We start from the raw sequence: 24,568 nt of genomic DNA on the forward strand, positions 1-24,568 counted from the left end.
CCTATCTATGTGTACGTGGATCACTAGCATCCGCTAAGTTTTGACCAACTACGAAAAGGGACAAGGATACCAAGACAAGAGTTGTCAATGGAATCCAGAACAAGTAAGCATTGGTTGTTACGTTTTGTGAATAATCTGAAATCAAACGACCCAAACTTGGCACAGTAATCGGTAGTCCAAGACCGAAGAATGACAAGAAGGCTTCGTATGAGATAAAACTTGGAAGCATTTGAGTCATGGTTGTCACAATAACAGATACCAATTGAGGCATGATATTTTTGGCAACAATCTTCAAGGTTGGTGTTCCCAAAGTACGTGACGCCAAGTTGTATTCCAAATCACGGTAACGCAAGATTTGCACACGGATCATGAAGGCAATTCCAATCCATGTTGTCACACTCATAGCAAAAATCAGATTCCAGAATCCAGCTCCGATTGAGTAAGTCAAGACAATGACAATCAAAAGAGATGGAATGTTTGAGATGACGTTATAAACTTCCATCATCACACGGTCAACTGATTTTGAAATCCCCCAAATACCACCGACAAAAACACCGATAACCAAGTTAATCACTGTCGCAATCACAGAAATGAGGATGGAGTTACGAGCTCCGAACCAGACACCGTCAAAGAGAGATTTACCGTTACTATCTGTACCGAACCAATGCTCAGCATTTGGCTTGATATAACGAGCACTAAAGTCGTTTACTTTGCTGACATCATTAAAATCAAACTTAGAAAACATTGGGTAGATGAAACTCATCAAAATGATAGCTACCAAGATTCCCAACATGACTACAGTTGATTTCTTCTTCATAAATTGTCTAAACACTGATTTCCAGTAAGAATATGCTGGCGCATCAATAGTTTCAGAGGCAAAATCGTCACGTTTTACAAACTGAAATTTTTCTTTATCGATTGTAGACATTATTTGCCTCCTTTCTCAGTCAATTTAATACGTGGGTCAATAATCGTCATCCAAATATCTCCCAAAAGAAGTGAGAAGATAGAAATACATGTAAAGATGAAGACAAGACCAACGACCATAGAGTTATTAGATGCTTTTACAGAGTCAATCAACATTTTACCCATACCTGGGAAGGCGAAGACTGTTTCAGTAAGGGTTGCACCACCGATAACCCCGATAACGGCACCAGGAATTCCTGAAACCAGTGGAACCATGGCATTTTTAAAGATGTGTTTGTTTGAAATTTCTTTTTCAGACAAACCTTTGGCACGAGCAAAACGAACAAAGTCCTGTGATTGCAAGTCAATCATATAACGACGAATCCAAATGGCTGTACCCGGAGCACCCAACAAACCAAGGATAACTGCTGGTAAAACGTAAGAACGCCAATCTCCAGCACCCAAGATAGGGAATGAATCTGGTAAGCCGATTGAAGAACCAGCCAAACGAACGATATAAACCAAGGCAATTGTTGGAAGAGCCATCAAGAAGGTCAAAGCCCCTGTTGAGAAGCTATCAATCCAAGTATTCTTGAAGCGAGCCATTGCTGAACCAAGTGGCACGGCAATCGCATAAGAAATCACCAAACCGATCAATCCAACGACTGCAGAGCTAGCAATCATAGAAGGATATTGGTAGTTGCTTTCAGTTGCAGTATATGGATCATCTTTCCCATAATTAGCTACTTCACGAGAGTCAGCCTGACTAGGTGATTTGTAGGTTCTTGAGTAAATATTTACAGAAGAAGTTTTCTTACCTGTTGGGAACTGAACTTGAGCAGTTTTTGTTTGCCCTTGCCCCTGAGTAATAACCTGTAAAACAGGGCTATTAGCATAGGTTGGATAAGAGTCACCTAAATTAATGTTCACAAAGTTTTGATGCACAAATGGGAACTGACTGTTGAAGTACAAGAGATATTTGTGTTTAGTTCCTGAACCAACCAATGACCATCCGATCGCTGGATCGTTTTCGAAACGAAGATAACGCTTCAAGTCTGGATTTTCAGGGTCTTGAATTTTATTTGTATGATCAATGTCAATCAAGTTAGCATAGAAGTGAAAAACACGTTCAAAAATTGGGATTTCACGAGTAGCGTAGAATTGGCCACTTTCAGTAAATTCTCCCAAGGTCCAACCATGACCGATTTGTTTGATGTATTTTTCATAGATAGCCTTATTGGTATCATTAGCTTCAACTGTTACAGAAGCATCCATCTGGCTAGCTTTTTCTTGCAACTCTTTGGTATCGTAGTACTCGATATAGCCCATACGCTCATAAACAGTATTCTCATAGTTATCACGTTTATCAGCAGTTGTCGCAATCTTGTTATAGTTGGTGTCCTGTTTGAAAATCAATTTTCGAGGAACCATTGTATAGATAATCGTGTAAGTCAAAGTTGTTACTAAGAAGATAGAAACCAATGACCGCAAAACACGCATAAAAATATATTTTTTCATATCATTTCCTTTAAAAATCCCAAAAGAACCTTCTCCTCATGGAGAGAAAGTTCTATTGAAAATTATTTACTTCACATGACTTGCCAATTCTTTTTGAGCTTTCTCGTTTGACTCAGTCTTTTCTTTCAACCATTTTTCACGAGCTTTTTCATACTCTTCTTTGGTAATTGCTTTTTCGCCAACTTCAGTGTACTTCAAGTATCCTGAATTTTCACCTTTAAGGCCGGCTACAGAATATGAAGAGCTAAATGGTAGAACTTTTGAAACATATGAAACGGCTGTTTCTTTAGGAGAAGCCATTACTGGAATTGTCAAAGCATTGTCAGTCAACCAAGCTTGTGCTACTGCGTATTTTTCATAACGTTTTTGAACATCTTGGTTTTCGCTGTTTGCGTCATCAAGTAATTTTCCATAGTCAGCTAAACCAAGTTTGCTTACTACTGATGCATCTGTGTTTTGGTCAATACCAAGGTAAAGGCGAGTGCTTCCTCCCTTAAGGACGAATTGATCCAAGAAAGTAGAAGGATCTTGATAGTCAGGGTTCCATCCTAGCAAGGTATGTATATCCCAGTCTTGTTCTTTAGCTGTTGGAGCGCTAAATGAAATTGGTAAAGCTTCTGCTTGAGTCATTTGTTGTAAGTCTACAACAACATTATCTGAACCCAATACTTTTTCAATTGATTGTTTCAATGATTGAACACGGTTTACAACCGCTGTTGATTCTTGGATAACCAAGGCATCCAAGTGGATTGGGAATTCAACACCTTCAGCTTGCAAGCTTGATTTAGCTTTAGCAAAGACTTCTTTAGCTTTTTCTTCATTGTAAAGGCCATTTTGAGAATCTGCCAGAGACACGTTTGACCAAGTAGAAGAATTTGTCTTAGCCAAGCTATCTTGTACCAATTCACCAAATGTTTTCTTACCAACTTGAAGATTATAAGGTGCAAATGTATTACGGATGGCTACTGCAGCTCCATCTGTACCATTTGTTTGAGCTGAGTAAGAATTGCGATCGACTGCAAAGTTCAAGGCTTGACGGAATTCCTTGTTTAGCAATGCTTTCTGAGTAGATGTCTTTTGGGCATCACTTGTTTTGGCAGTGTGGTTATAAGTTGTACGGCCATAGTTCAAGCTGACAGTTGCAACACCCGCACCTGGTTCATTAAAGTAAATGTTATCTTTGAAATCAGCCACATATTTTTCATATGTAGAACTTGTAGGGAAGATACGAGCCTTGCTATATTGACCATCGGCAAAACCTTTGGCAATCACATCTTGGTCCTTACCATCCCAGAAAGTGAACTTAACGTTCTCAATTTTTACATTTTCTTTATCCCAGTAAGCATCATTTTTAGCCATCTCGATAGATGATTTTGGAGTTACAGCCTTCAAGACAAATGGACCGTTATAAAGAATAGAGTTAGCATCGGTTGGGGCACCAAAACCTTCCCCTTTTGAAGTTAAGAATTCTTCATTAACCGGCATCAAAACACCACTAGTTGTCTTGTCATTCCAGAAAGTTTCTGGCTGGTTCAAGGTATATTCTAGTGTTTGATCATCAAGTGCTTTTACTCCAACAGTTGAAAAGTCGCTTGTTTCACCCTTGATATAGGCTTCTAATCCCTTAATAGAAGAGCTAACGATTGAAAGTCCTTTTGATTTTCCATCTACGGCGTGTTTCAAACCAGTAACGAAGTCTTTAGCAGTTACAGGAGCGTATTCTTCTCCCTCTGCTGTCACCCATTTAGCATCCTTACGGATTTTATAGGTATAAGTCAAACCATCTTTTGAAACTGTCCATGATTCAGCAATAGAAGGAACCAGGTTACCATATTTATCATTAGCCAACAAACCATCTACAGCATTTGTTGTGACGAAAGATGTTGAATCGATATTGCTGACGATATAATCCAAGGTTTCTGGATCTGTTTGATAAACATATTGGTAATCTTTTGCTAGTTTAGCATTATTTGAACTAGTGTTTGAACACGCAGCTAGAACTCCTGACGCTAATAAGGTAGCCCCCGCTACAGCAAGCACTTGACTTTTTTTCATTTATTTACTCCTCTTATAAAGTATAGGTTATTATTGATTATACCATATATTTTAAGATATTTCAATAAAAGTAAACGAATTTTCAGAATATTTAGGCTTATTAACACAAAAAATCTGAAAAAGCTATTGACTGAAAATCATTTTCAAGGTATAATAATAAACGTTAAGGCGGTATAGCCAAGTGGTAAGGCACGGCTCTGCAAAAGCTTGATCGTCGGTTCAAATCCGTCTACCGCCTTTCAGTACCGAATTTATCGGAATTTATCAAGACAAAAAGCCCGTAAAATAGGGCTTTTTTATTTTTCATCGAATAAATACGTATAACTTTAAAAAACTTTTGGAACTAGGTTGGGGCTGAGTTTTTCGAGGACACAATTCCCTTTTGAAATCAACTGAAAAAAGCTTTGTCACGCCTGGTGACAAAAGCCTCTAGTTTACTCTGTTTCTTCTTCTATTTCGACTTCTGTGATTTGGACTTTTACCTTGGTAACACGTCCATTTTTCACTTTATCATTGGTTAAGATAAGCTGTTTGTTTTGGCTAACTAATTCATAGCTGAGTTTCTCAGTCGTTGGAATGGTTCCAACTCCTGTCAAATAGTAACCAGCGATGGTATCAACGTCATCACTTTCCAGTTCAACATCAAAGTAGTCATTAAAAGCATTGAGATTCATGGTACCTTGAACGATATAAGTATCTTCTCCGATTTGATGAACTTCGATTTCAGCCTTATCTGTTTCGTCATCGATTTCCCCAACGATTTCCTCTAAGAGGTCTTCAAGTGTCACCAAACCAGCCATCCCACCGTATTCATCCAGCAAGATTGCCATTTGTCTTTGGGTATTGCGCAATTCTTTTAACAAGTCATCCACAAAAATAGTTTCAGGAACAAAAAGTGGATCTTGTAAGATTTTCTTCCAAACAATATTGTCAAAACCGTCCACAAAGCCCGCCCTAAGGAGACTCTTGGTGTGAATGATCCCAATCACGTTATCCTTATCCCCATCATAGACAGGGATACGAGAATAATTTTGTTTTAAAATACTTTGAATAATGGCTTGACTCTCATCCTGAATATCCACCATAAAGGCATCCGTCCGAGGAACCATGACTTCTCTGGCCATTAATTCATCCAGTGAAAAAATCCCTTGTAACATTTCAATTTCGTCAGCATCTAGTGTTTCTTCACTATTTGTCAGCATGTACTCAATTTCATCACGGGTCATTTTTTCATCAGCATCGTCAAAGGTCATAGGAGTCAAGCGACTCAAGAGATTGGTAGATGCAGACAAGAGCCAAACAAAGGGACTAACTAGTTTCCCAAGCCCAATGATAACTGGCGCTGTACGAATCGCCAAGGCATCCTTTAGATTAAGAGCGATTCTCTTAGGATACAATTCCCCAAAAACGATGGAAATATAAGTCAAAAATGCTAAAGACAGAAAACTTGCAACGGCATAAGCTGTTTCACCATTTCCAAGCCAAGATGCAATTTCTCGTCCCAGAGTGTCTGCCAAACTCGCCCCTGATAAGATCGTAATTAGGGTAATCCCTACTTGAATGGTTGATAAAAAGTGGTTAGGATTTTCTAATACCTTCAGCAGACGAATATAGCGTCTATCTCCTTCTTCTGCCTTTTGTTCAACCCGCGCACGGTTAAGTGACACCATGGCCATTTCTGTGGCTGAGAAAAAGGCATTTAACACCGTCAAGATAAACAATAAAACAAATTGTAGCAACAAATTCTGACTACTTGGGTCTTCCATAGTTCTTCTCCTAAAATAGTATCTTACCCTCTATTATATCACAAAAATTAGCTCAGTACATATTATTTTTTCTCAGTGTCTATTCTAGTTCTACTTAAATTGTCCAAAAAAGAACTCCTACATCTTCAAGTGACATAGGAGTTTATTTTGTATTTTACTGAGTAACCGTTACTTCTCCAGTTCGGTAATCCAATTGAAGCCCTTTTTGAACATTGGGAACTAGAACATTGAATTCCAATTCTCCGTCTGAAGACTTGGCTTCAATCTGTGAAGCTGAAGGAACCAAATCCTCATTCGAAGCATAGTAAAGGGTTACACGGTAACGGACACGCTTGTTTTTATCCAAGGCCTTACGTACCATACTTTCATAGTAGTTTTGACCAGTCGAATCCTCGGCTTGCGCCTGATTTGCCCAGGCTGTTTGAACAGCAATGTTTTTAGGATTGCTTGTCGAGGCATCAAAACCATCCAAGCCACCGATTAAGGCATAGCCTAACAAGTGACCTCTATCGACCGCATGGGTATAAGTACCCTTTAGATTCTTAACCTGATGCCAGCCTGGAGGAGTCCATGAAGTCGAACCATTCCCAGTTTCTTCACGATTCTTGTACTGGCGAGTAGCCTTAGACAAGAGGGCATTAGCTACGGTTGGTACCGTTTCCTTGCCCACTGTCTTTGTTTTATTATCAGCATAGGGCTTACTTGAAACCTTGGCATCTAGATTTGTTTTATTGCCATTGACGATAAAAGCACCTGAGCCATTCCACTCCAGACTCCCTTTTATTTGACTCTTGACTGCATCTGTTAAGACACTTTCTGCCAATTCTTGACTAGGAGCTTCAGACGCTTGTTTTTTTTGACTAAGCTTGGTTTTAGGACTATTAGCTGTCGACTGCAGCTGCTTGATATAATAACTCCCTGCAGATAAAAGCAATAACACTAGCAGTCCGATTAGTGTCTGTCTTGTTTTTTTGTTCATATTTCTCCTTATCTTTAGAAAAAGGCTGGTTCTCCAGCCTAATTCCCTGTAAATTTATGAATCAATTCCTGCCATTTTGCTGGAGATAGGATGGCCCATGGATCTTGACCCTTGCCCAAGATTCCATAGCCTACCATTAAACCGATTCCTAGGGCTAGAACGCCCAAAATCAGTACTATGATGACTAAAAGTAAACGCTTGACTACGTAACTTGATTTCTTATTCATCTTCATCACTTGCCTCAATCCGCTGAATCTTAGCACCTAGCTGCGCCAATTTCTCATGGAAACGGTAGTAACCTCTATCCAAGTGAACCAATTTACCAACTACAGTTTCTCCTTGTGCTACCAAACCTGTCAAAATCAAGGCTGCGCTGGCACGAAGGTCAGTTGAAAGAACTTCTGCCCCCTGCAAAGGTTGACCACCAACAATACGAGCTGTATCACGGATAATCTCAGAATGCAAGCCCATGCGACGCATTTCTTCTAGATGTTGGAAACGATTTTCAAAAACTGTCTCTATCATAGTTGATTCCCCTTTTGCGACGGTCATCAAGGCTGTAAATTGGGCCTGCATATCTGTTGGAAATCCTGGGTGGGGCAAGGTTTTTACATGAACAGCTTTTAGATTTTCTAGTTGAGAGCGAACTCGAATTCCTTCAGTCTCCTCTGTCACTTCCACTCCCATTTCAAGCAATTTGGCAATCAAGGGACGGTTATGCTCCCAGACAGCATCTTTAATCAAGACATCACCACCAGTCATGGCAGCAGCTACCATAAAGGTTCCTGCTTCGATACGGTCTTGGACTACATTGTGAGTCGTACCGTGAAGTTTCTCAACACCGGTAATGGTAATGGTCTCTGTACCAGCACCTTTGACCTTGGCTCCCATTTCATTGAGGAGAATGGCTAGGTCCACAATCTCAGGCTCACGCGCAGCATTTTCAATCACTGTCACCCCATCAGCCAGGGTCGCCGCCATCATCAAGTTCTGAGTAGCACCAACACTTGGGAAGTCCATATAGATATGAGCTCCATGTAAGCGGTCAGCCTTGGCTTCGATGTAACCAGCTGTCTGACTAATCTTAGCCCCCATAGCTTCTAGACCTTTCAAATGAAGATCAATAGGGCGGCTACCAATCGTACAACCACCTGGCATGGATACCTTGGCATGACCTACACGGGCAATAATTGGCCCCAAGACAACGATAGATGCACGCATCTTGCTGACATACTTGTAGGGAGCTTCCTCAGTGATATCACCAGTCGCGTCCACCTCAACAAGATGGGCTTCTTCATCAAAATCCACCTTGGCATTCAAACCACGAACCACCTGATTCATAGTGAAAACATCTGACAAAATCGGAACATTCTGCAAGACGGTCTTTCCTTCACTTGCTAGAATAGTCGCTGCCAACAAGGGCAAGACTGCATTTTTTGCCCCTTCAATCGTAACACTTCCTACCAGACGATTATCGCCACCTTGAACCACAATTTTTTCCATACTTATTTCCTTTACATTTGATTTTATAATAATCCTCTAAGCGCTTCTTGCCACAACTGATATAGGCTGATAAAGAAAGAACTCATGATGTAGCCCATTACAATGCTGAAAAAGGCTACTAGTAAACGAACTTTTCCTGTATTCTCAGCTGTCACTTTTAAAACCTTTTCCCATCTAACAAGATTCTTTAAAAGGTAAAAACTCACATAAATAAAGAGCATGTGACTGCTTAGAGTGAATAATAATTGAACCATTTGACTATTATACCATCTTCTCTGCTTGTGCGCTAGTTTGGAAACTTCACTCAAAAACTAGGGATTGTTTTTCAAGTAATCAATTGCATCTTGTAGGGTTTTAACTGGCACGATTTTCATATCTGTCTTGATTGTTTTAGCTGCTTCTAGGGCTGTTTGGTAGTTGTTTTTCGCATCAGGATGTGCTTTTTGTTCTTCTTCGCTAACAGGATTATCTGGGGCAAAGAAAATAGCAGCACCTTCTCTAGCCGAAGCTACAACTTTCTTATCAATACCTCCAATGTCCCCCACATTACCATCACGGTCAATGGTTCCTGTACCGGCAACAATGCGGCCATTACGAAGGCCTGGGTCTGCTATTTGGGTATAGATGGCTAGACTAAACATGAGACCTGCACTTGGACCACCGATACCAGCTGTTGAAAAGCGAATTGGGACATCACTGGTTACTTCTGTACGGTCAATCAAGCCGATTCCAATTCCATTTTTGCCATTTTCCAAGGTGATAATCTTTCCTTCTGCAGATTTGGTTTGCCCATCCTCTTCATAGGTTACTTTGACAGAGTCCCCTAATTTTTGAGAATTGACATAATCAATCAAATCTTTGGAACTGTCAAAGGTCTGATCATTGACTGCTGTGACGGTATCAGAGATGTTGAGAATCCCTTTAAAGGTTGAATTATCTGTCACAGTCAAAACATAAACCCCAAGGTATTTTAGTTCAATATCCTTACCAGCTGTTTTTAGTCCTTGATACTTGGCCATATTTTGCGATGTTTGCATGTAGAATTGATTGATCCGCATAAATTCTACATCGGAAGAACCACCTGTAGTCTCCTGAGCACTACGAATATCTGTAAAAGGCGTCAACCACGCATAAATCATATGAGCTAAAGTAGCATGTTGGACACCAACTGTAACGAATTGATAGGCCCCAGCTTCCTTATCTTCTTTGTCATTGACTTTAAGGACTTGGCGAATATCTTCCGAACCACCTGGAACTTCTATATAGTAGGGCAAGGGCACTACAAATGCCAAGAAAGTCACAATTAAGGCCGCAATGACATATAAGGGCCATCTAATCTTTTTTTTCATTTCTTATTTCCTCCAAAATACTCTCGGGAACATAGCAAGCAATATCTTGACCAAACTTCAATAACTCCCTAACACCGGATGAACTAATATAGAGATGTTCAGGTCGGCTATGTAAATAAATGGTCTCTATATCAGGAGACAGTTGATGGTTGTAGTAATCGAAACTGGCTTCATATTGCAAATCCGAAGCATTCCTCAAGCCTCGCACTAGACAAGTAGCCCCCAGTCTTTTTGCGACATCAACCACCAATTCATCATGAGAAGACACCACTTCAACATTTTCCAAATGTTTCAAAGCCTTTTCTAACCCCCGTTTACGATTTTCGATAGGAAGAAATCCTTGTTTGTGGGGATTAAAAAAAATACCGACATAGAGCTTGTCAAAAAGTCTACTCGCCCGTTCAATCATATCCAGATGCCCATTTGTCATCGGATCAAATGAGCCTGTGAATAAGCCAATCTTATCTGACATAGACTGTCACCTTACTAATTCCATAAATTTTTTCCTTCCAGATACCCAGGCAGGCAATTTCTTCTGGAAGTTCAACGGCCTTATCCGTCTCACACACGACCATGACATCTTCAGAAAAAAACTCTTTCTCAGCCATTTTTTCAATATCTGCTACGATTTGTTCCTTGGCATAAGGAGGGTCTAAGAAAATGAGGTCGAAGTTCCCAGATACCTGTTCCAATGCCCTTTCTGCATCCATCTTAAGGAGTTGAAATTTTCCAACTTCCTTGGTCATCTGGATATTTTCAGCCACGATAGCCTGAGCCTTACGGTCTCGTTCCACCAAAACAGCGCTAGACATGCCACGCGATACTGCTTCGATAGATAAACCACCACTACCTGCATAAAGGTCCAAGACCCGTCCCCCTTCAAAGTAGGGACCAATCATGTTAAAAATGGCTCCCCTAACCTTATCCGAAGTTGGTCTTGTCGTCTTACCTTCTAGTGTCTTGAGGGGACGTCCCCCATAGATTCCTGATACGATTTTCATACCGTTTATTATACCAAATTATAGGCGAAAAGAGAAAGAAAATCGAACCTTGCGGTTCGATTCTCTACAAAATATTTTCGTAAGTATCGCGGACTTCTTGAGGCCAAACACTTGTTTGCACTTCTCCGATGTGTTTCTTGCGAAGTAGGAACATAGCCATACGAGATTGTCCAATTCCTCCACCGATTGTCAATGGGAATAGGCCATTCAACAAAGCCTTGTGCCATTCCAATTCTAAACGGTCTTCATCACCGGTAATTTCTACTTGACGGCGAAGGGTTTCTTCATCTACACGAATCCCCATAGAAGACAACTCAAAGGCTCCACCTAGAGATTCATTCCAGACAAGAATATCGCCATTTAGACCCTTGTAGCCATTTTCAGACTCGCTTGTCCAGTCATCGTAGTCTGGTGCACGTCCATCGTGCGGTTTACCATCTGGCAACTCGCCACCGATACCAATCAAAAAGACGGCTCCAAATTCTTTACAGATAGCATTTTCACGTTCTTTCGGTGTCAAGTCTGGGTAGCGTTCTACCAACTCTTCTGTATGGATAAAAGTGATTTGTTTTGGCAAGATAGACTCGATGTCATAACGGGCTTCAACAGCTAGCTCAGTAAGGCGAATAGCCTTGTAGATCTTCTCAACTGTTTCTTTTAGATAAGCGATGTTACGTTTACCATTTGGGATAACCTTCTCCCAGTCCCACTGGTCAACATAAACAGAGTGAGTCGCATCCAGCGAATCTTCGTCTGGACGAAGGGCCTTCATGTGGACAAAAAGACCTTCACCTTCACCGAAACCAAAACGGGCCAAAGTATGACGTTTCCATTTAGCAAGTGAGTGCACAACTTCATAAGTAGCATCAGGGATTTGGAGAACCTTGACCGATACGGCGTTCTCCACACCTGATAAGTTATCCTGCATCCCGTCGCCGACCCTGCTCAAGATAGGACCTTGAACTTCGACAACTTCTAACTTATCTTTCAAATACTGGGTAAAAGTGTTTTTGACAAAGGAAATTTCTTCTTGTTGGTGGATAAAACTTTTCTTCATAAGCTACTCCTCAAAAAATTAATTAAAAGCATTATACACCTATTTCCAAGAAAAGAAAAGAGAAATTTTAAAAAAAATCAGTGTCATTCAAAACACTGATTTCATAGACCTTTAGTCATTGCGACCGAAGATACGTAGAATACTTAGGAAAAGATTGATAAAATCAAGATAGATACTGAGAGCCATTGACACAACCCAACCTGTCGCCACACGACCTTGTGATTGTTCATATGCGAGACGAATTCTTTGGTTGTCCCAAGCAATCAACCCTGAGAAGACCAAAACCATGGCTACGCTAATCATATAATCAAAGAAGCCACTAGCTAAGAAAATATTAACTACCATGGCAATCAACAAACCGATTAGAGCTGCCATCATCGCTCGACCAATCCCACTCAAATCTTTTTTAGTGAACATACCGACTGCCGCCATGACAAAGAAGAGAAGGGCGCTCGACACAAAGGCAGATAAAACTGTACCTGGAGTATAGAAGGCCACCACAAAACTGAGGGTAAATCCGTTTAATACTGAATAAAGTAAAAATACTGGAAGAGCCGCTGGACTATTCTTTAAGGCCATGTTACTAGCAACGAAGACTAGTGCTAGCTCTGCAAAGGTTGCGATGGTCAACCAGAGACGCCCCTGCATCAAAAAGTAAACCATCTGAGACTGAAAGACCGTCAACATAAGACCTGATACCAAAGCGGATAATCCGATTCCCAGACCAACAAAGGCATAAACCTTAGCGTAAAATTGATTGAGACCTGCGCGATCGTGAATAATAGTATGATTCATCTTTTCTCCTTTTCTATGAATGTCTTTTCTTGATTATAACAAAAAAAGTTAAAATTAGCTTAAATGGAAAATTAAAATACCGGCTGCAACGGCAACATTCAAACTCTCCGCCTGCCCCTTCATGCTAATATGGACCAATTGATCTGCACTTTCAGCCATGAGGGGACTAATTCCTTGACCCTCATTTCCCATAACCAAGACAAACTGATCTAAATGAGGCAAGTCACGATAGTCTTTAGAATCCTTGGAAAGAGTGGTCGCTAGGACTGAAATACCCGCTTTTTTAGCTTCCTCGAGAAGCGCTTGACTCGACATCCGATAAATTGGTAGATGGAAATGACTTCCTTGCATGGAACGTAGGGTCTTGAGACTATAGATGTCTGCCGACTTATCTGAAACAATCACTCCTGTAAAGCCTGCTGCATCCGCAGTCCGAATGATTGTTCCCACATTACCAGGATCTTGCACATCTTCCAAAAACAGGAACTTGCCCTGACTAAAGTCAGCTTGTCCAACTTCTTCTTTTTGAACCACGGCAACAATGCCCTGTGGAGTCTGAGAATCCGCCAAATCTAGCAAAATATCCTCTGACACCCAGACAGTTTGCGGAAACGAGGCTAACTGTTCTCGATAACTTTCTAGGGCAAAGATTTTCTCAATCGTCACTCCAGCTTGAACAGCTTCTTCAAACAAGTGCCAGCCTTCAATCAAATAAGCAGACTTGCGGTATTTTTTTTGGTGTAATTTCTTGGCATTTTTTACCACAGAATTGGCTTTTGAGGTTATAATAGTCATAGAAATATTATAACACAATCAAAGGGGTTTGGTATGAAAAAGGTTAGAATGATTGCCCAAGGTAGGGTGCAGGGAGTCGGCTTTCGTTGGGGTGTTTACAGCTTGGCACTTGAAATTGGTGGCATCACAGGTCGAGTCTGGAATAATGACGACGGCACAGTGGAAATTTTAGCCCAAGCAGACTCATCTACTATCATGGCAAAATTTATCCAAGAAATCCGAAAAGGACCCACACCTTTTTCAAAAGTCAGCTACTTAGATGTCAAACTAAGTAACTTTCCTCCTTACCCTGACTTTAAAATCGCAAATTAGGTCTCTAGAACTATTGTATATTTTGTAAAAAAACAGTAGAATAGAAAGGTATAATTTTTAAAGAAGGAATAAAAACAGTGAAATCTATTAAACGTTTTGCACTCTCAGCTATGGGAGTGGCTATGTTGCTAGTCTTGACTGGCTGTGTTAGAGTCGATAAAGCCACAGGAAAGCCAATAGGATTTATTTGGAATACGATTGGAGCGCCTATGGCTGAAGCTATCAAGTACTTCGCTACTGATCAAGGTCTAGGCTTTGGTGTCGCTATCATCATCGTAACCATTATCGTGCGCTTGATTATCTTGCCACTTGGTATCTACCAATCATGGAAGGCAACGCTTCACTCTGAAAAGATGAACGCCCTCAAGCACGTCCTTGAGCCACACCAAACACGTCTCAAGGAAGCGACTACTCAAGAAGAAAAACTCGAAGCCCAACAAGCTCTCTTTGCCGCTCAAAAAGAACACGGCATCAGCATGTTTGGTGGTGTAGGATGTTTCCCTATCCTCCTTCAAATGCCTTTCTTCTCTGCAATTTACTTTGCTGCCCAACATACTGAAGGTGTTGCTCAAGCAAGTTACCTAGGAATTCCTCTAGGCTCTCCAAGTATGATTTTAGCTGCCTGCGCTGGTGTCCTTTACTATCTTCAATCACTCCTTTCACTTCACGGAGTAGAAGATGAAACGCAAAGAGATCAAATCAAGAAAATGGCTTACGTGAGCCCAGTCATGATTGCCGGCTTCTCCCTCATCTCACCAGCTAGTGTCACTCTTTATTGGGTTGTCGGTGGTTTCATGATGATTCTCCAACAGTTTATCGTCAACTATATCGTTCGTCCAAAACTTCGCAAAAAAGTCCGTGAAGAACTGGCGAAGAATCCACCAAAAGCAAGTGCTTTCTCTAAACCAAGTGGACGAAAAGACGTTACCCCTGAACAACCAACTGCTATCACAAGCAAGAAAAAACACAAAAATCGCAACGCTGGAAAACAACGTTCGAGATAAGAAGAAAAAGGCTTAGCTAGTTTGCTAAGTCTTTTTGCAAGTCATACTCTTCGAAAATCTCTTCAAACCACGTCAGCTTCGCCTTGCCGTATATATGTTACTGACTTCGTCAGTTCTATCCACAACCTCAAAACCATGTTTTGAGCAGCCTGCGGCTAGCTTCCTAGTTTGCTCTTTGATTTTCATTGAGTATCAAAAGCCCGATGTTTCCATCGAGCCTACTGAAAAAGTCATTAAATTGATGGCTTTTTTGTTATACTAGAGATGAGGTGAAATAATGCTTGATAATCAGTTAACTATGGATGTCAGTCCTTATTCTAGTTTGTATGATATCGTGGTTCCTAAAACCCACTTTTTACGTCAGCTAACTGAACTCTGTGATTTTAGCTTTATTTATGATGAACTAGAAAAGAATTATCGTCCCGATTTTGGGCGTAAAGCTTATTCACCGATTATGATGTTCAAATATCTCTTGTTAAAAGATATTTATAAGTTATCAGATGTAGATGTGGTAGGACGTTCCTTGTCAGATATGGCCTTTAAATTTTTTCTTGGTCTAGCTCCTGAGGATTCTGTTATCGAGCCATCCTCTTTGACAAAATTTAGAAAGCTAAGAATTAAAGATGATAAACTGCTTGATGTATTGATTCAGAAGTCTGTTCAAATTGCACTCGAACATAACTTGATTAAGAGTAAAATCCTCATTGTGGATGCCACTCACACCAAATCTCATTATAATCATAAGAAACCCCAAGAAATCCTTAGAGAGCGTTCAAAAGCTTTACGTAAAACAATTTATCAACATTCAGAAGATATCAAAATAGAATTTCCAAAGAAACCTCAGGAAGATAACCTCGAAGCAGAGTTGACCTATACAGAGGAATTAATGGCTGTGGTTGAAAAACACGAGGAACTCTTAGCCCTACCGGCTGTGTCTCAAAAGTTCAATTACCTAAAAGAGGCTGTCGAGGACGACTTAGAACACTTGGAAGCTTCTGTTAAGGAGGAGGCTAGGCTTGGACATAAGACAGCCGACAGCTCTTTCTATGGATATAAAAGTCATATCGCTATGACGGATGAACGGATTATTACTGCTTGTGTGGTCACTTCTGGTGAACAAAGCGATGGGAAATATTTACCTGAGTTATATGCCAAAACAAAGGAAAATAGTCTGGACATCGAGACTATTATTGGTGATGCGGCTTATTCAGGAAAGGACAATATTCAACTAGCTCGCAAAGAAAAGATTCATTTGGTGTCAAAACTGAACCCTTCAGTTTCAAAAGGTTACCGTAAAGAAGAGGATGCGTTTGAATTTAATAAAGATGCAGGGCTATTTGTCTGTCCAGAAGGACACATGGCTGTTCGCAAAGCAAGGACAGGGAAAAAATATCAAAATAAGAATCAAGTTGTCACTCATTACTTTGACATTGAGAAGTGCAAGAGTTGCCTTTCCAAGGAAGGATGTTATAAGGAGGGGGCAAAGTCTAAAACTTATTCAATAGCCATTAAGAGTGACGACCATCTTTTCCAGAAGAAATTTCAGGAAACACCTTATTTTAAAGAAATGGCCAGACATCGCTATAAAATCGAAGCAAAGAATGCCGAACTAAAACAGAGACATGGCTTTGATGTCGCGAGAGCATCGGGTCTTTTCAGCATGGAGTTACAGGCAGCCACAACCATCTTCGTGGTCAATATGAAACGAATTATGACCTTAATAAATACAAAATAACCGAGGAACTCGCTCAAATTAACGAGAGATTCCTCGGTTTTCATTTCATTAAAAGTAAGAGACCTATTTTTTCAGTGGACTCGTTTCCATCAGGCTTCTTTTTATCCATGTACACGTTTCATATAGTCTTGGTAACTTTCGGTATCCATGAGTTTTTTAGCGTTCTTGACTCGGTCTGCTGTTGGTGGTTTAACCCCTTCGAGGGAATATGGAATTCCCAGTTCACGCCACTTGAATTCTCCCATGGTGTGATAAGGTAGAATTTCAAACTTATCAACATTTTTGAGGGTCTTGACGAACTTACCAAGTTCAATCAAGTCGTCGTCTCTGTCTGTCAATCCTGGAACTAGTACGTGGCGAATCCAGACAGGTTTTCCAATATCTGATAGATACTGGGCACAAGCCAAGATATTTTTATTGGTTTGGCTAGTGACAATCTTATGCTGTGCTTCATTGATTTCCTTGATATCCAAGAGAACCAAGTCAGTGACAGCCATGAGTTTGTCAAACTTCTCAAGGTAACGTGGTTTATTACGGAAAGGAAGGGCACAGGTGTCCAAGGTACAGTGGATTCCTTGTTCCTTAGCCTTAGTGAAGAGGGCAATCAGGAAATCAATCTGCAAGAGGGCTTCTCCTCCACTGACAGTGATTCCTCCCTTGTCTCCCCAGAAACCGCGGTAACGCAAGGCTTCTGTCAAGACATCATCTACCGTCCGTTCACGTGATTTATTGGACTCCATAGCCCAAGTGTCCGGGTTATGGCAATACTGGCAACGCATGTGACAGCCCTGCAAAAAGACAATAAAGCGAATACCAGGGCCATCTACCGCCCCAAAACTTTCTGTCGAATGCACCATTCCTGTCACTTGTCCATAATCAATTGTTTCTTCAGACATATCGTTACCTTCCTTGAAAACGTTTTATAGTTTTATTATATCATGACTTGAAGGAAAAACAAGATTTTTGCCTATTTTTTAGAAAGCAATCTGTTTTTCAATTTCATTTTCAATTACTTATCATTTTATTCTTCAAAATCAAAGCCATACAAGGTTGCAAAGTAGTCCTCAGGGCGCTCTGCACGGCGGATTTGACGGGCTTTACCTTCTTCGGTATAAAGGATTTCCGCAGAACGAAGTTTGGCGTTGTACTGGTAGCCCATGGAAAAACCGTGAGCACCTGTATCATGAATTACCAGCAAATCACCGATTTCTGTATGAGGTAGTTCACGATTTACTGCAAATTTATCATTGTTTTCACAGAGTGAACCAACCACATCTACAACTTCAGCTGGTCCATCTGGATGGGTCACGTTAGTAATATGATGGTATGCTCCGTACATAGCTGGACGCATGAGGTTGACTGCTGATGCATCCACACCTAGATAGGTACGGTAGGTTTCCTTCTTATGAGTCACTCTTGTAACCAAAGCACCGTGAGGTGCCAACATAAAACGACCCAATTCGGTGAAAATCTTAACCTGCCCAAGACCTGCTGGCGTAAGGACCTCTTCATACACCTTACGAACTCCCTCACCAATCAAGGCAATATCATTTGGCTCCTGGTCTGGACGATAGTTGACACCAATACCGCCAGAAAGATTGATAAAGTCTAGCGAAATGCCCAACTTTTCCTTGATTTCAACAGCCAATTCAAAAAGCTGACGAGCCAACTCTGGATAATAGAGATGGGTCACGGTATTGGATGCTAGGAAGGAGTGAATCCCAAAAGTCTTGGCTCCTTTTTCCTTCAAGATGGCAAAAGCTTCAAAGAGCTGGTCCTTGGTCATACCAAACTTGGCTTCTCCAGGATTGTCCATAATGTCTGTCCCCAGTTCAAAAACGCCTCCAGGATTGTAACGACAAGAAATAATTTCTGGAATGCCTGCTGCACGCTCCAGATGTTCAATATCTTCAAAAGCATCCAAGTTAATGGTCGCACCTAATTCACGTGCATAGGCATATTCCTTATCTGGCGTGTTGTTTGAAGAGAACATAATCTCAGAACCAGGGAAATTCAGTTTATGGCTCATCAAAAGTTCCACATAACTAGAGCAGTCCACACCACAACCTTCCTCTTGGAGAATTTTCAAAATAGCTGGAGTTGGAGTAGCCTTAACTGCAAAATATTCCTTAAAGCCCTTGTTCCACGAAAAGGCTTGGTTGACGGCCCTTGCCTTCTCACGAATTCCCTTCTCATCATACAAGTGAAAGGGAGTCGGGAACTCGGCAACAATCGCTTCTAAGTCTTCTTTATTGATAAATGGTGTTTTCATAAGTTTCCTTCTATTCTATTTGCAAAGAAAGGCTGGGACAATCGTTCCAACCTTTAGTTCTATCTCTTATTTATCTTCGTCAAAGATATTGCCAACCTCAACATCGATGGCTTGGTTCTTGACATCAATATTGGTTACCTTCAAGAGTGACTTGTAATCAAACTGCTTTTCACGTTCTTCTTGGGCATTGTCCGCAAAGACTGCTACACCTGCCAATTCCGAATCAAACTCACGCAAGAGACTAATCATCCCGTTGACCGTTCCGCCGCCTTTCAAGAAGTCATCCACAATCAAGACACGGCTTCCTGCCTTGAGACTACGTTTTGAAAGGAACATTTTCTCAATGCGGTCACCACTTGAACCGGATACATAGTTGACGCTAACCGTTGAACCTTCGGTAATTTTCAGGTCACGGCGCACAATAACAAAAGGAACATTGAGGACATTGGCAACTGCATTTGCAAGTGGAACACCCTTAGTCGCTACTGTCATAACCGCATCAATTTTTTGGTCCATAAAGCTCTTGGCAATAATGCGACCAATATTTTTCAAGATAGCTGGTGTGCTGAGCAAATCAGACAGATAGATGTAACCACCTGGCAAGATACGGTCACTTTCTGACAACTTGGCACGCAAGTCTTCAACCATTTCCTTAGCATCCTGACTCGAAATAGACGGTGTAAAGATAACACCTCCGCCAGCCCCAGTTACAGTCTGAATGTGACCGATTTCGATTTCCTCAAAGGCGCGTTTGATAATCACGATATCTTCTGAGATAGATGATTTAGCAGATTCATACTTTTCAGCAAAAGTATTGAGACTAGTTAGTTTATAAGGATTATTAATCAAATAGTTGGAAATGACAACCATCCGATCACTTCTTCTTAATTTCATTTCTTTTTCCTATTCCATTTTTATTCAAAAAATCAAAAAGTAAACTAGAAAGCTGGTCGCTGGTGGTTCAAAACACTGTTTTGAGATTGTCGATAGAACTGACAAGGTCTGTAATATACCTACATATATACATACGACAAGGCGATGCTACCCTAGTTTGAAGAGATTTTAGAAGAGTATTCATTTTTGTCTTTTACTTATTATACCATATTCACATAAAAAAACGAACATTCTTGTCCTAAAAAATGCTCATTTTTCTTAAATTATTAATCTAAATCTGGTTTATAGAAGGAACGATTGTCCATAGCGAAGATTTTATTGGTCATCTCTCCCTTATCCACCAAAGCCAGAGCTGTTGACATCATCATCATGCTTGCATCCAGATTATCAATCATATGGATAATCTCTGCTTCCATAATACGTGGACGGACCGGGCTTCCATACTCAAGTAAGCCGTGGTGACTGAGGATAACGTGACGAAGCAGAACGACTTCTTCCTTGGTATCATCAATACCGAGTTCCATAACTGTCTTGGTAATTTCGCTATCAATTAGAGCGATATGTCCAAGAAGATTACCTCGTACTGTATACTCAGTCTGGTCTGGTCCCGTCAACTCGATAACTTTAGCCAAGTCATGCAGCATAATCCCCGCATAGAGCAGACTCTTATTGAGCTGAGGATAGATCTCGCTAATGGCATCGGCCAAGCGCACCATGGTCGCCGTATGATAGGCCAAGCCCGTTTCAAAGGCATGATGGTTGGTCTTGGCAGCTGGATAAGAGTAGAATTCCTTATCATACTTGGTGTAGAGATTTCGGACAATTCGTTGCCAGACAGGATTTTCAATTTTGAAAATCATTTGCGACATGTAGTCACGGATTTCCTTGACATCAACTGGTGACTTGACCTTGAAATCAGCTGGATCATTGGGTTCACCAGGTTGAGGCAGGCGGAGAGTAATTTGATTGACTTGAGGGGTGTTGTTATAAACTTCTCGGCGCCCTTTCATGTGGACAACCTTACCTGCGGTAAAGGCCTCAATGTTATGAGGTTGGGCATCCCAGAGCTTCCCATCAATCTCGCCACTATCATCTTGGAAGGTAAAGGCTAGGTAGTTTTTCCCAGCTCGAGTTTGCCTCAGGTCAACTGATTTGATTAGGTAAAAGCCTTCAAACAGCTCATCTTTTTTCATGTGACTAATCTTCATATTCTTCCTCATTTTCTTGGAAATGGAGTAGATCAAGCGCAGGCTCACCTTCTGACAACTCAATGTGACGGAGCGTCCGCTCGATAGCAGTGGTACGACGGTTTAATAGTTCATCAATATTGCCAGAGGCATGTTGGAGGTGTTTTTGTGCCTTAACCAGAATGCCACCAAACTTGCCAAATTCAGTCTTGACACTAGCAAGAGTCTTGCTAATATGGTCAGCACTTTTTTGGATATTGAGAGTCTTGAAGCCAACTGATAGAGAGTTAAGCAGGGCTGATAGGGTACTTGGTCCTGCGACAATAATCTGCTCATCCCGCCTCAAATCATCAAAGAAGACAGGATTGCGGACGATTTCTGAGTAGAGACCTTCTGTCGGAACAAACAAGATTCCAAAATTGGTCGTCCGAGGCGGTGCTATGTACTTGCTCTTGATATCCTTGGCAAAACGCTTGACACTTGCTAGGAGTGACTTGCGACAGCGTTCAATCTCGTCCCTATCACCTGCTTCATAGGCTTCTTCTAGACGGTAATAATCTGCTAGTGGAAACTTGGAGTCAATTGGTAGATAGACGTACTCTTGGTCGCCTTGTCCAGGTAACTTGATGGCATACTCCACTCGTTCACTAGAGTTTTCAACCGTTGCGTATTCTCGTTCATACTGGGCTGGTGTCATGATATCTTCGATAATTTGCCCCAGTTGCAATTCACCCAGAATCCCTCGTGTCTTAGTTCCAGAGAGAACCTTATTGAGAGCTCCGACATCGCGGGCAACAGTCTGCATTTCTCCAAGGCCACGATTGACTGACTCCAGTTGTTTGGAAACTGTCTCAAAGGAAGCCTGCAAGCGCGTCTGCAAGGTCTTTTCCAACTTTTCCTCGACTGTCTGGCGCATTTGTTCCAAACGTTGCTCATTGGATTCCTGCAAGGCTTGAAGACGTTGGTCCGTCTTGTCTCTGGTTTGGAGGAGGTTCTCTGTCATTTCTTGACGGACTTGCGTCAATCCTTGATGCAACTCAATTCGCACTTCCTGCAAACGGTCGCTGACAGCTACTTCCAAGTCTTTTTGGTCCAACTGACTGGCTTGTCTGGCTTGTTCAAAGCGGTAATCCAACTGGTCTGACAAGTGATCTGCCTGATCCTCCAAGTTCTTGGCTAGATGTTTTTCCTGCTTATCCTGCCTTTGCCAAATCAGAAAGAGGCCAGCTAGGTTGGCAATCAATAATAGAACAAGTAAACTTTCCATCCTACCTCCTGTCCTTGCTATGCAGCACAACCACATAGCCATCTGGGCAAGTCACTGACACTTCCCTATCTATATATTCGTTAGAAGCGTACACTTTTTTAAAGAAAAAATTTTCCTCTGTCAACTCATACTTAGCTCCGAGAATAGTCAGCTGGCTATCCCGAACTGGCATAAAGGCTAGATAGTCGTAGTCTGAACGGGGTTCTAGCTGACTGGTCCCTTCTGGACAATAGGCAATCAAATTTTGCCCATCCTCAATTTCTATCTGGCGCATATAGGGCGCCAACTTAGGATTGCTAGGTAGAAAGACGTTAGCTAGCATATGATCAATACGACCACCCAAAGCACCGAAAATAGTAACCTGAGCCTGAGAATTTTGCTCAAAGATGGTTAAGAGAGCCAATTCCAGATCTGTATCATCTTTTTCTGGTCGGGCTTGAACAAAATGCTGGGCACGTTTTTGAATCACCTGTCGCTCTTCTGCAGTAACAGAATCAAAATCTCCGACTGCTAGAGCAAGAGGTAGTTTTTTCTCCAAGACCCAGAGCGAGCCTCGATCCACACCGACAAAACTATCAAAGTCTGTACGATAATGACCGCGGTCTCCACCGGCAAAAACGGCAACCCTAGTCCAGTTGTTTTCTGAGAGTTTGTACTCGCTCATTGACATCTCCCTTAAAGACATAGGAACCTGCTACAAAAACGGTCGCACCAGCTTCTTTGGCTTGGGCAATCGTTTTATCATCAATCCCACCATCAACTTCAATCTCAAATTTCAAACCTTTTTCATCACGAAGCGCAACCAACTCACGGACCTTATCCATTGTCTCTGGTAGAAAGGCCTGCCCACCGAAGCCAGGGTTAACTGTCATGACTAAAACTTGGTCAACTAGATGAAGGACATGCTTAATCGCCTCGACAGGCGTACCAGGATTGATAACGACTGAAGGTTTAACACCGAGTGAACGAATTTTTTGAAGGGCACCATGAATATGAGGCGTTGCTTCCACATGGATGCTGATGATATCCGCACCTGCACGCGCAAAGTCTTCTAAATGATGCTCTGGATTAGCTACCATCAAGTGGCAGTCAAAGACCATCTTGCTATGAGGACGAAGAGATTCGACCACACCCGCACCAAAACTGATTTGCGGTACAAAATGACCATCCATGATGTCGATATGTGCATATTCTGCCCCAGTTGCTTCTAGGCGTTTGATTTCACGTTCAAAGTTGGCATAATCTGCTGCCAGAATTGACGGAGCAATCTTGTATTGAGACATAGGTTTCTCCTTATTTTGGAATTTTTTTGCTGACTTTTTTATAAGTTTCTCTGCTATTTTCAATCTCACTGAAAAATTGCAGGTAGTTGTCAAAACGGAAGGTGGCAATAACACCTTCTTCAACTGCTGGCTTGACCGCACAGGACGGCTCATGGGTATGGGTACAAGTACGGAACTTACAGTCTCGACTGACACTAGCAATCTCTGGAAAGGCCTGATTGAGGTCTTCAGCCGTTGACACTTCATAGTCCAAGGATGAAAATCCCGGTGTATCTGCGATTTTACCCCCATTGAGGTTGTAAAAACTAACAGCTCGAGTAGTGTGGCGCCCACGACCCAGACTATCTGAAATTTCTCCCGTTTCAAGATTGAGGTCTGGTGCGATTTTATTGAGAAGAGTTGATTTCCCAACACCTGTCTGCCCCATAAAGACCGTAACCTTACCTGTTAACAAAGGAAGGAGTCCCTCTTTACTGGTCACAAAGTCGTAGCCGATATCACCATAAGTCTGTTCATAAAAATCCAGTTCTTCCCTATCTTCCAACAAATCCATTTTAGAAATATAAACGATGGGATGGATGTCCTTGTGCTCCAAAAGAACCAAGAAACGATCCAACAAATTGCTGTTAAAATCAGGTTCCTTGACAGACATGATCACCACAGCTTGGTCAATATTGACAATGGGCGGACGGACCAGACTGTTTTTTCGTTCATGAATCTTGAGGATATAGCCTTCTGAATTTTCCTCGGCAGAAAAGTCGACTAAATCCCCAACGTAGGGAGTATGGCCTTTTTTACGGAAATTCCCACGCGCGCGTGTTTGATAGACCTGGCCATCACTCTCTACATAGTAGAAGCCTGCCAAGGCCTTAATAATTTGTCCCTTCATC

25 protein-coding genes and 1 tRNA gene are annotated in these 24,568 nt (G+C 41.5%); 4 read left to right on the plus strand and 22 right to left on the minus strand.

Annotated elements, in window-relative coordinates; translation table 11 throughout:
* Position 1 precedes the first annotated feature (1 nt).
* The 3 genes from oppC to ACN076_RS10015 form a co-directional block, all read right to left on the minus strand.
* Positions 2–928 carry an oligopeptide ABC transporter permease OppC gene (gene oppC, locus ACN076_RS10005; RefSeq protein ID WP_000103703.1) on the minus strand — a complete coding sequence of 309 codons (927 nt, stop codon included), beginning with the start codon at positions 926–928 and terminating at the stop codon, positions 2–4.
* Positions 928–2,424: an ABC transporter permease gene (locus tag ACN076_RS10010; RefSeq protein ID WP_060806096.1), complete on the minus strand. Its 1,497-nt coding sequence runs from the start codon at positions 2,422–2,424 to the stop codon at positions 928–930. The genes oppC and ACN076_RS10010 overlap by 1 nt, the downstream gene beginning before the upstream one ends.
* A 66-nt stretch (positions 2,425–2,490) precedes the next feature.
* The gene (locus ACN076_RS10015) at positions 2,491–4,479 is read right to left on the minus strand and encodes a peptide ABC transporter substrate-binding protein (protein WP_420789924.1); all 1,989 of its coding nucleotides are present in this window, start codon (positions 4,477–4,479) and stop codon (positions 2,491–2,493) included.
* Between the two features lie 167 nt (positions 4,480–4,646).
* On the opposite strand from ACN076_RS10015, the gene ACN076_RS10020 reads away from it, so the two are divergent.
* Positions 4,647–4,717, plus strand: a tRNA-Cys gene (locus ACN076_RS10020).
* A gap of 196 nt (positions 4,718–4,913) precedes the next feature.
* Here the strand turns inward: ACN076_RS10020 and ACN076_RS10025 are convergent.
* The 11 genes from ACN076_RS10025 to ACN076_RS10075 all read right to left on the minus strand — a co-directional run bounded on the left by ACN076_RS10025 (position 4,914) and on the right by ACN076_RS10075 (position 13,724).
* A complete protein-coding gene (locus ACN076_RS10025) occupies positions 4,914–6,245 on the minus strand; it encodes a hemolysin family protein (RefSeq protein ID WP_101786092.1) in 1,332 nt (443 codons plus the stop codon).
* A gap of 154 nt (positions 6,246–6,399) precedes the next feature.
* The gene (endA, locus tag ACN076_RS10030; protein WP_101786094.1) at positions 6,400–7,224 is read right to left on the minus strand and encodes a DNA-entry nuclease EndA; all 825 of its coding nucleotides are present in this window, start codon (positions 7,222–7,224) and stop codon (positions 6,400–6,402) included.
* Positions 7,225–7,262: 38 nt separating this feature from the next.
* Complete coding sequence (locus tag ACN076_RS10035; protein ID WP_025169706.1) at positions 7,263–7,451, minus strand: DNA-directed RNA polymerase subunit beta; 189 nt, start codon at positions 7,449–7,451, stop codon at positions 7,263–7,265.
* Positions 7,444–8,727 carry a UDP-N-acetylglucosamine 1-carboxyvinyltransferase gene (gene murA / locus ACN076_RS10040; protein ID WP_420789925.1) on the minus strand — a complete coding sequence of 428 codons (1,284 nt, stop codon included), beginning with the start codon at positions 8,725–8,727 and terminating at the stop codon, positions 7,444–7,446. The genes ACN076_RS10035 and murA overlap by 8 nt, the downstream gene beginning before the upstream one ends.
* Positions 8,728–8,750: 23 nt before the next feature.
* On the minus strand, positions 8,751–8,981 hold the full coding sequence (locus ACN076_RS10045; RefSeq protein ID WP_000250399.1) for a DUF1146 family protein: 231 nt from the start codon (positions 8,979–8,981) through the stop codon (positions 8,751–8,753).
* 57 nt (positions 8,982–9,038) lie between these two features.
* The gene (locus tag ACN076_RS10050) at positions 9,039–10,076 is read right to left on the minus strand and encodes a SepM family pheromone-processing serine protease (protein WP_033683058.1); all 1,038 of its coding nucleotides are present in this window, start codon (positions 10,074–10,076) and stop codon (positions 9,039–9,041) included.
* The gene (gene coaD, locus ACN076_RS10055) at positions 10,060–10,548 is read right to left on the minus strand and encodes a pantetheine-phosphate adenylyltransferase (protein ID WP_420789926.1); all 489 of its coding nucleotides are present in this window, start codon (positions 10,546–10,548) and stop codon (positions 10,060–10,062) included. The genes ACN076_RS10050 and coaD overlap by 17 nt, the downstream gene beginning before the upstream one ends.
* Positions 10,538–11,077, minus strand: a complete 540-nt coding sequence (gene rsmD, locus ACN076_RS10060) for a 16S rRNA (guanine(966)-N(2))-methyltransferase RsmD (RefSeq protein ID WP_261072589.1) — start codon at positions 11,075–11,077, stop codon at positions 10,538–10,540. Before rsmD ends, coaD begins: the two co-directional genes overlap by 11 nt.
* Before the next feature lie 64 nt (positions 11,078–11,141).
* On the minus strand, positions 11,142–12,134 hold the full coding sequence (gene asnA / locus ACN076_RS10065; RefSeq protein WP_000748005.1) for an aspartate--ammonia ligase: 993 nt from the start codon (positions 12,132–12,134) through the stop codon (positions 11,142–11,144).
* Between the two features lie 111 nt (positions 12,135–12,245).
* Positions 12,246–12,929: a Bax inhibitor-1 family protein gene (locus ACN076_RS10070; protein ID WP_101786098.1), complete on the minus strand. Its 684-nt coding sequence runs from the start codon at positions 12,927–12,929 to the stop codon at positions 12,246–12,248.
* Between the two features lie 54 nt (positions 12,930–12,983).
* Positions 12,984–13,724, minus strand: coding sequence for a TrmH family RNA methyltransferase (locus ACN076_RS10075; RefSeq protein ID WP_101786100.1), 741 nt, complete (start codon positions 13,722–13,724; stop codon positions 12,984–12,986).
* Positions 13,725–13,757: 33 nt separating this feature from the next.
* On the opposite strand from ACN076_RS10075, the gene ACN076_RS10080 reads away from it, so the two are divergent.
* From ACN076_RS10080 to ACN076_RS10090, 3 genes are all read left to right on the plus strand, one after another.
* Complete coding sequence (locus tag ACN076_RS10080) at positions 13,758–14,036, plus strand: acylphosphatase (RefSeq protein ID WP_420789927.1); 279 nt, start codon at positions 13,758–13,760, stop codon at positions 14,034–14,036.
* A gap of 77 nt (positions 14,037–14,113) precedes the next feature.
* On the plus strand, positions 14,114–15,040 hold the full coding sequence (yidC, locus tag ACN076_RS10085; protein WP_285300843.1) for a membrane protein insertase YidC: 927 nt from the start codon (positions 14,114–14,116) through the stop codon (positions 15,038–15,040).
* Positions 15,041–15,317: 277 nt separating this feature from the next.
* Complete coding sequence (locus ACN076_RS10090; RefSeq protein WP_101786106.1) at positions 15,318–16,775, plus strand: IS1182 family transposase; 1,458 nt, start codon at positions 15,318–15,320, stop codon at positions 16,773–16,775.
* Positions 16,776–16,876: 101 nt separating this feature from the next.
* On the opposite strand, the gene pflA is transcribed toward ACN076_RS10090, so the two are convergent.
* The 8 genes from pflA to rsgA all read right to left on the minus strand — a co-directional run bounded on the left by pflA (position 16,877) and on the right by rsgA (position 24,567).
* Positions 16,877–17,671, minus strand: coding sequence for a pyruvate formate-lyase-activating protein (gene pflA / locus ACN076_RS10095; protein WP_101786108.1), 795 nt, complete (start codon positions 17,669–17,671; stop codon positions 16,877–16,879).
* A 125-nt stretch (positions 17,672–17,796) separates the two neighbouring features.
* Entirely contained in the window at positions 17,797–19,047 is a 1,251-nt protein-coding gene (locus tag ACN076_RS10100) for a diaminopimelate decarboxylase (RefSeq protein ID WP_101786110.1), read from the minus strand.
* A 66-nt stretch (positions 19,048–19,113) separates the two neighbouring features.
* Positions 19,114–19,941 (minus strand): pur operon repressor, encoded by an 828-nt coding sequence (gene purR / locus ACN076_RS10105; RefSeq protein WP_023943469.1) that lies wholly within the window; start codon positions 19,939–19,941, stop codon positions 19,114–19,116.
* A 266-nt stretch (positions 19,942–20,207) separates the two neighbouring features.
* The gene (locus ACN076_RS10110; protein WP_101786112.1) at positions 20,208–21,149 is read right to left on the minus strand and encodes a 3'-5' exoribonuclease YhaM family protein; all 942 of its coding nucleotides are present in this window, start codon (positions 21,147–21,149) and stop codon (positions 20,208–20,210) included.
* Positions 21,139–22,395: a DNA recombination protein RmuC gene (rmuC, locus tag ACN076_RS10115; protein WP_180948035.1), complete on the minus strand. Its 1,257-nt coding sequence runs from the start codon at positions 22,393–22,395 to the stop codon at positions 21,139–21,141. The genes ACN076_RS10110 and rmuC overlap by 11 nt, the downstream gene beginning before the upstream one ends.
* 1 nt (position 22,396) lies before the next feature.
* The gene (locus tag ACN076_RS10120; RefSeq protein WP_420789928.1) at positions 22,397–23,059 is read right to left on the minus strand and encodes a thiamine diphosphokinase; all 663 of its coding nucleotides are present in this window, start codon (positions 23,057–23,059) and stop codon (positions 22,397–22,399) included.
* Positions 23,022–23,678: a ribulose-phosphate 3-epimerase gene (gene rpe, locus ACN076_RS10125; RefSeq protein ID WP_101786118.1), complete on the minus strand. Its 657-nt coding sequence runs from the start codon at positions 23,676–23,678 to the stop codon at positions 23,022–23,024. The genes ACN076_RS10120 and rpe overlap by 38 nt, the downstream gene beginning before the upstream one ends.
* Before the next feature lie 10 nt (positions 23,679–23,688).
* Positions 23,689–24,567, minus strand: coding sequence for a ribosome small subunit-dependent GTPase A (gene rsgA / locus ACN076_RS10130; protein WP_420789929.1), 879 nt, complete (start codon positions 24,565–24,567; stop codon positions 23,689–23,691).
* Position 24,568 lies beyond the last annotated feature (1 nt).

Origin of the sequence: Streptococcus sp. K0074 (genome assembly GCF_048843365.1) — a bacterium.
GTDB classification, from domain to species: domain Bacteria; phylum Bacillota; class Bacilli; order Lactobacillales; family Streptococcaceae; genus Streptococcus; species Streptococcus mitis_BM.

What these genes read in the sequence shown, in the direction of transcription:
- oppC (WP_000103703.1), bottom strand. Translation starts at nt 928, where the DNA reads ATGTCTACAATCGATAAAGAAAAATTTCAGTTTGTAAAACGTGACGAT.
- ACN076_RS10010 (WP_060806096.1), bottom strand. Translation starts at nt 2,424, where the DNA reads ATGAAAAAATATATTTTTATGCGTGTTTTGCGGTCATTGGTTTCTATC.
- ACN076_RS10015 (WP_420789924.1), bottom strand. Translation starts at nt 4,479, where the DNA reads ATGAAAAAAAGTCAAGTGCTTGCTGTAGCGGGGGCTACCTTATTAGCG.
- ACN076_RS10025 (WP_101786092.1), bottom strand. Translation starts at nt 6,245, where the DNA reads ATGGAAGACCCAAGTAGTCAGAATTTGTTGCTACAATTTGTTTTATTG.
- endA (WP_101786094.1), bottom strand. Translation starts at nt 7,224, where the DNA reads ATGAACAAAAAAACAAGACAGACACTAATCGGACTGCTAGTGTTATTG.
- ACN076_RS10035 (WP_025169706.1), bottom strand. Translation starts at nt 7,451, where the DNA reads ATGAATAAGAAATCAAGTTACGTAGTCAAGCGTTTACTTTTAGTCATC.
- murA (WP_420789925.1), bottom strand. Translation starts at nt 8,727, where the DNA reads ATGGAAAAAATTGTGGTTCAAGGTGGCGATAATCGTCTGGTAGGAAGT.
- ACN076_RS10045 (WP_000250399.1), bottom strand. Translation starts at nt 8,981, where the DNA reads ATGGTTCAATTATTATTCACTCTAAGCAGTCACATGCTCTTTATTTAT.
- ACN076_RS10050 (WP_033683058.1), bottom strand. Translation starts at nt 10,076, where the DNA reads ATGAAAAAAAAGATTAGATGGCCCTTATATGTCATTGCGGCCTTAATT.
- coaD (WP_420789926.1), bottom strand. Translation starts at nt 10,548, where the DNA reads ATGTCAGATAAGATTGGCTTATTCACAGGCTCATTTGATCCGATGACA.
- rsmD (WP_261072589.1), bottom strand. Translation starts at nt 11,077, where the DNA reads ATGAAAATCGTATCAGGAATCTATGGGGGACGTCCCCTCAAGACACTA.
- asnA (WP_000748005.1), bottom strand. Translation starts at nt 12,134, where the DNA reads ATGAAGAAAAGTTTTATCCACCAACAAGAAGAAATTTCCTTTGTCAAA.
- ACN076_RS10070 (WP_101786098.1), bottom strand. Translation starts at nt 12,929, where the DNA reads ATGAATCATACTATTATTCACGATCGCGCAGGTCTCAATCAATTTTAC.
- ACN076_RS10075 (WP_101786100.1), bottom strand. Translation starts at nt 13,724, where the DNA reads ATGACTATTATAACCTCAAAAGCCAATTCTGTGGTAAAAAATGCCAAG.
- ACN076_RS10080 (WP_420789927.1), top strand. Translation starts at nt 13,758, where the DNA reads ATGAAAAAGGTTAGAATGATTGCCCAAGGTAGGGTGCAGGGAGTCGGC.
- ACN076_RS10090 (WP_101786106.1), top strand. Translation starts at nt 15,318, where the DNA reads ATGCTTGATAATCAGTTAACTATGGATGTCAGTCCTTATTCTAGTTTG.
- pflA (WP_101786108.1), bottom strand. Translation starts at nt 17,671, where the DNA reads ATGTCTGAAGAAACAATTGATTATGGACAAGTGACAGGAATGGTGCAT.
- ACN076_RS10100 (WP_101786110.1), bottom strand. Translation starts at nt 19,047, where the DNA reads ATGAAAACACCATTTATCAATAAAGAAGACTTAGAAGCGATTGTTGCC.
- purR (WP_023943469.1), bottom strand. Translation starts at nt 19,941, where the DNA reads ATGAAATTAAGAAGAAGTGATCGGATGGTTGTCATTTCCAACTATTTG.
- ACN076_RS10110 (WP_101786112.1), bottom strand. Translation starts at nt 21,149, where the DNA reads ATGAAGATTAGTCACATGAAAAAAGATGAGCTGTTTGAAGGCTTTTAC.
- rmuC (WP_180948035.1), bottom strand. Translation starts at nt 22,395, where the DNA reads ATGGAAAGTTTACTTGTTCTATTATTGATTGCCAACCTAGCTGGCCTC.
- ACN076_RS10120 (WP_420789928.1), bottom strand. Translation starts at nt 23,059, where the DNA reads ATGAGCGAGTACAAACTCTCAGAAAACAACTGGACTAGGGTTGCCGTT.
- rpe (WP_101786118.1), bottom strand. Translation starts at nt 23,678, where the DNA reads ATGTCTCAATACAAGATTGCTCCGTCAATTCTGGCAGCAGATTATGCC.
- rsgA (WP_420789929.1), bottom strand. Translation starts at nt 24,567, where the DNA reads ATGAAGGGACAAATTATTAAGGCCTTGGCAGGCTTCTACTATGTAGAG.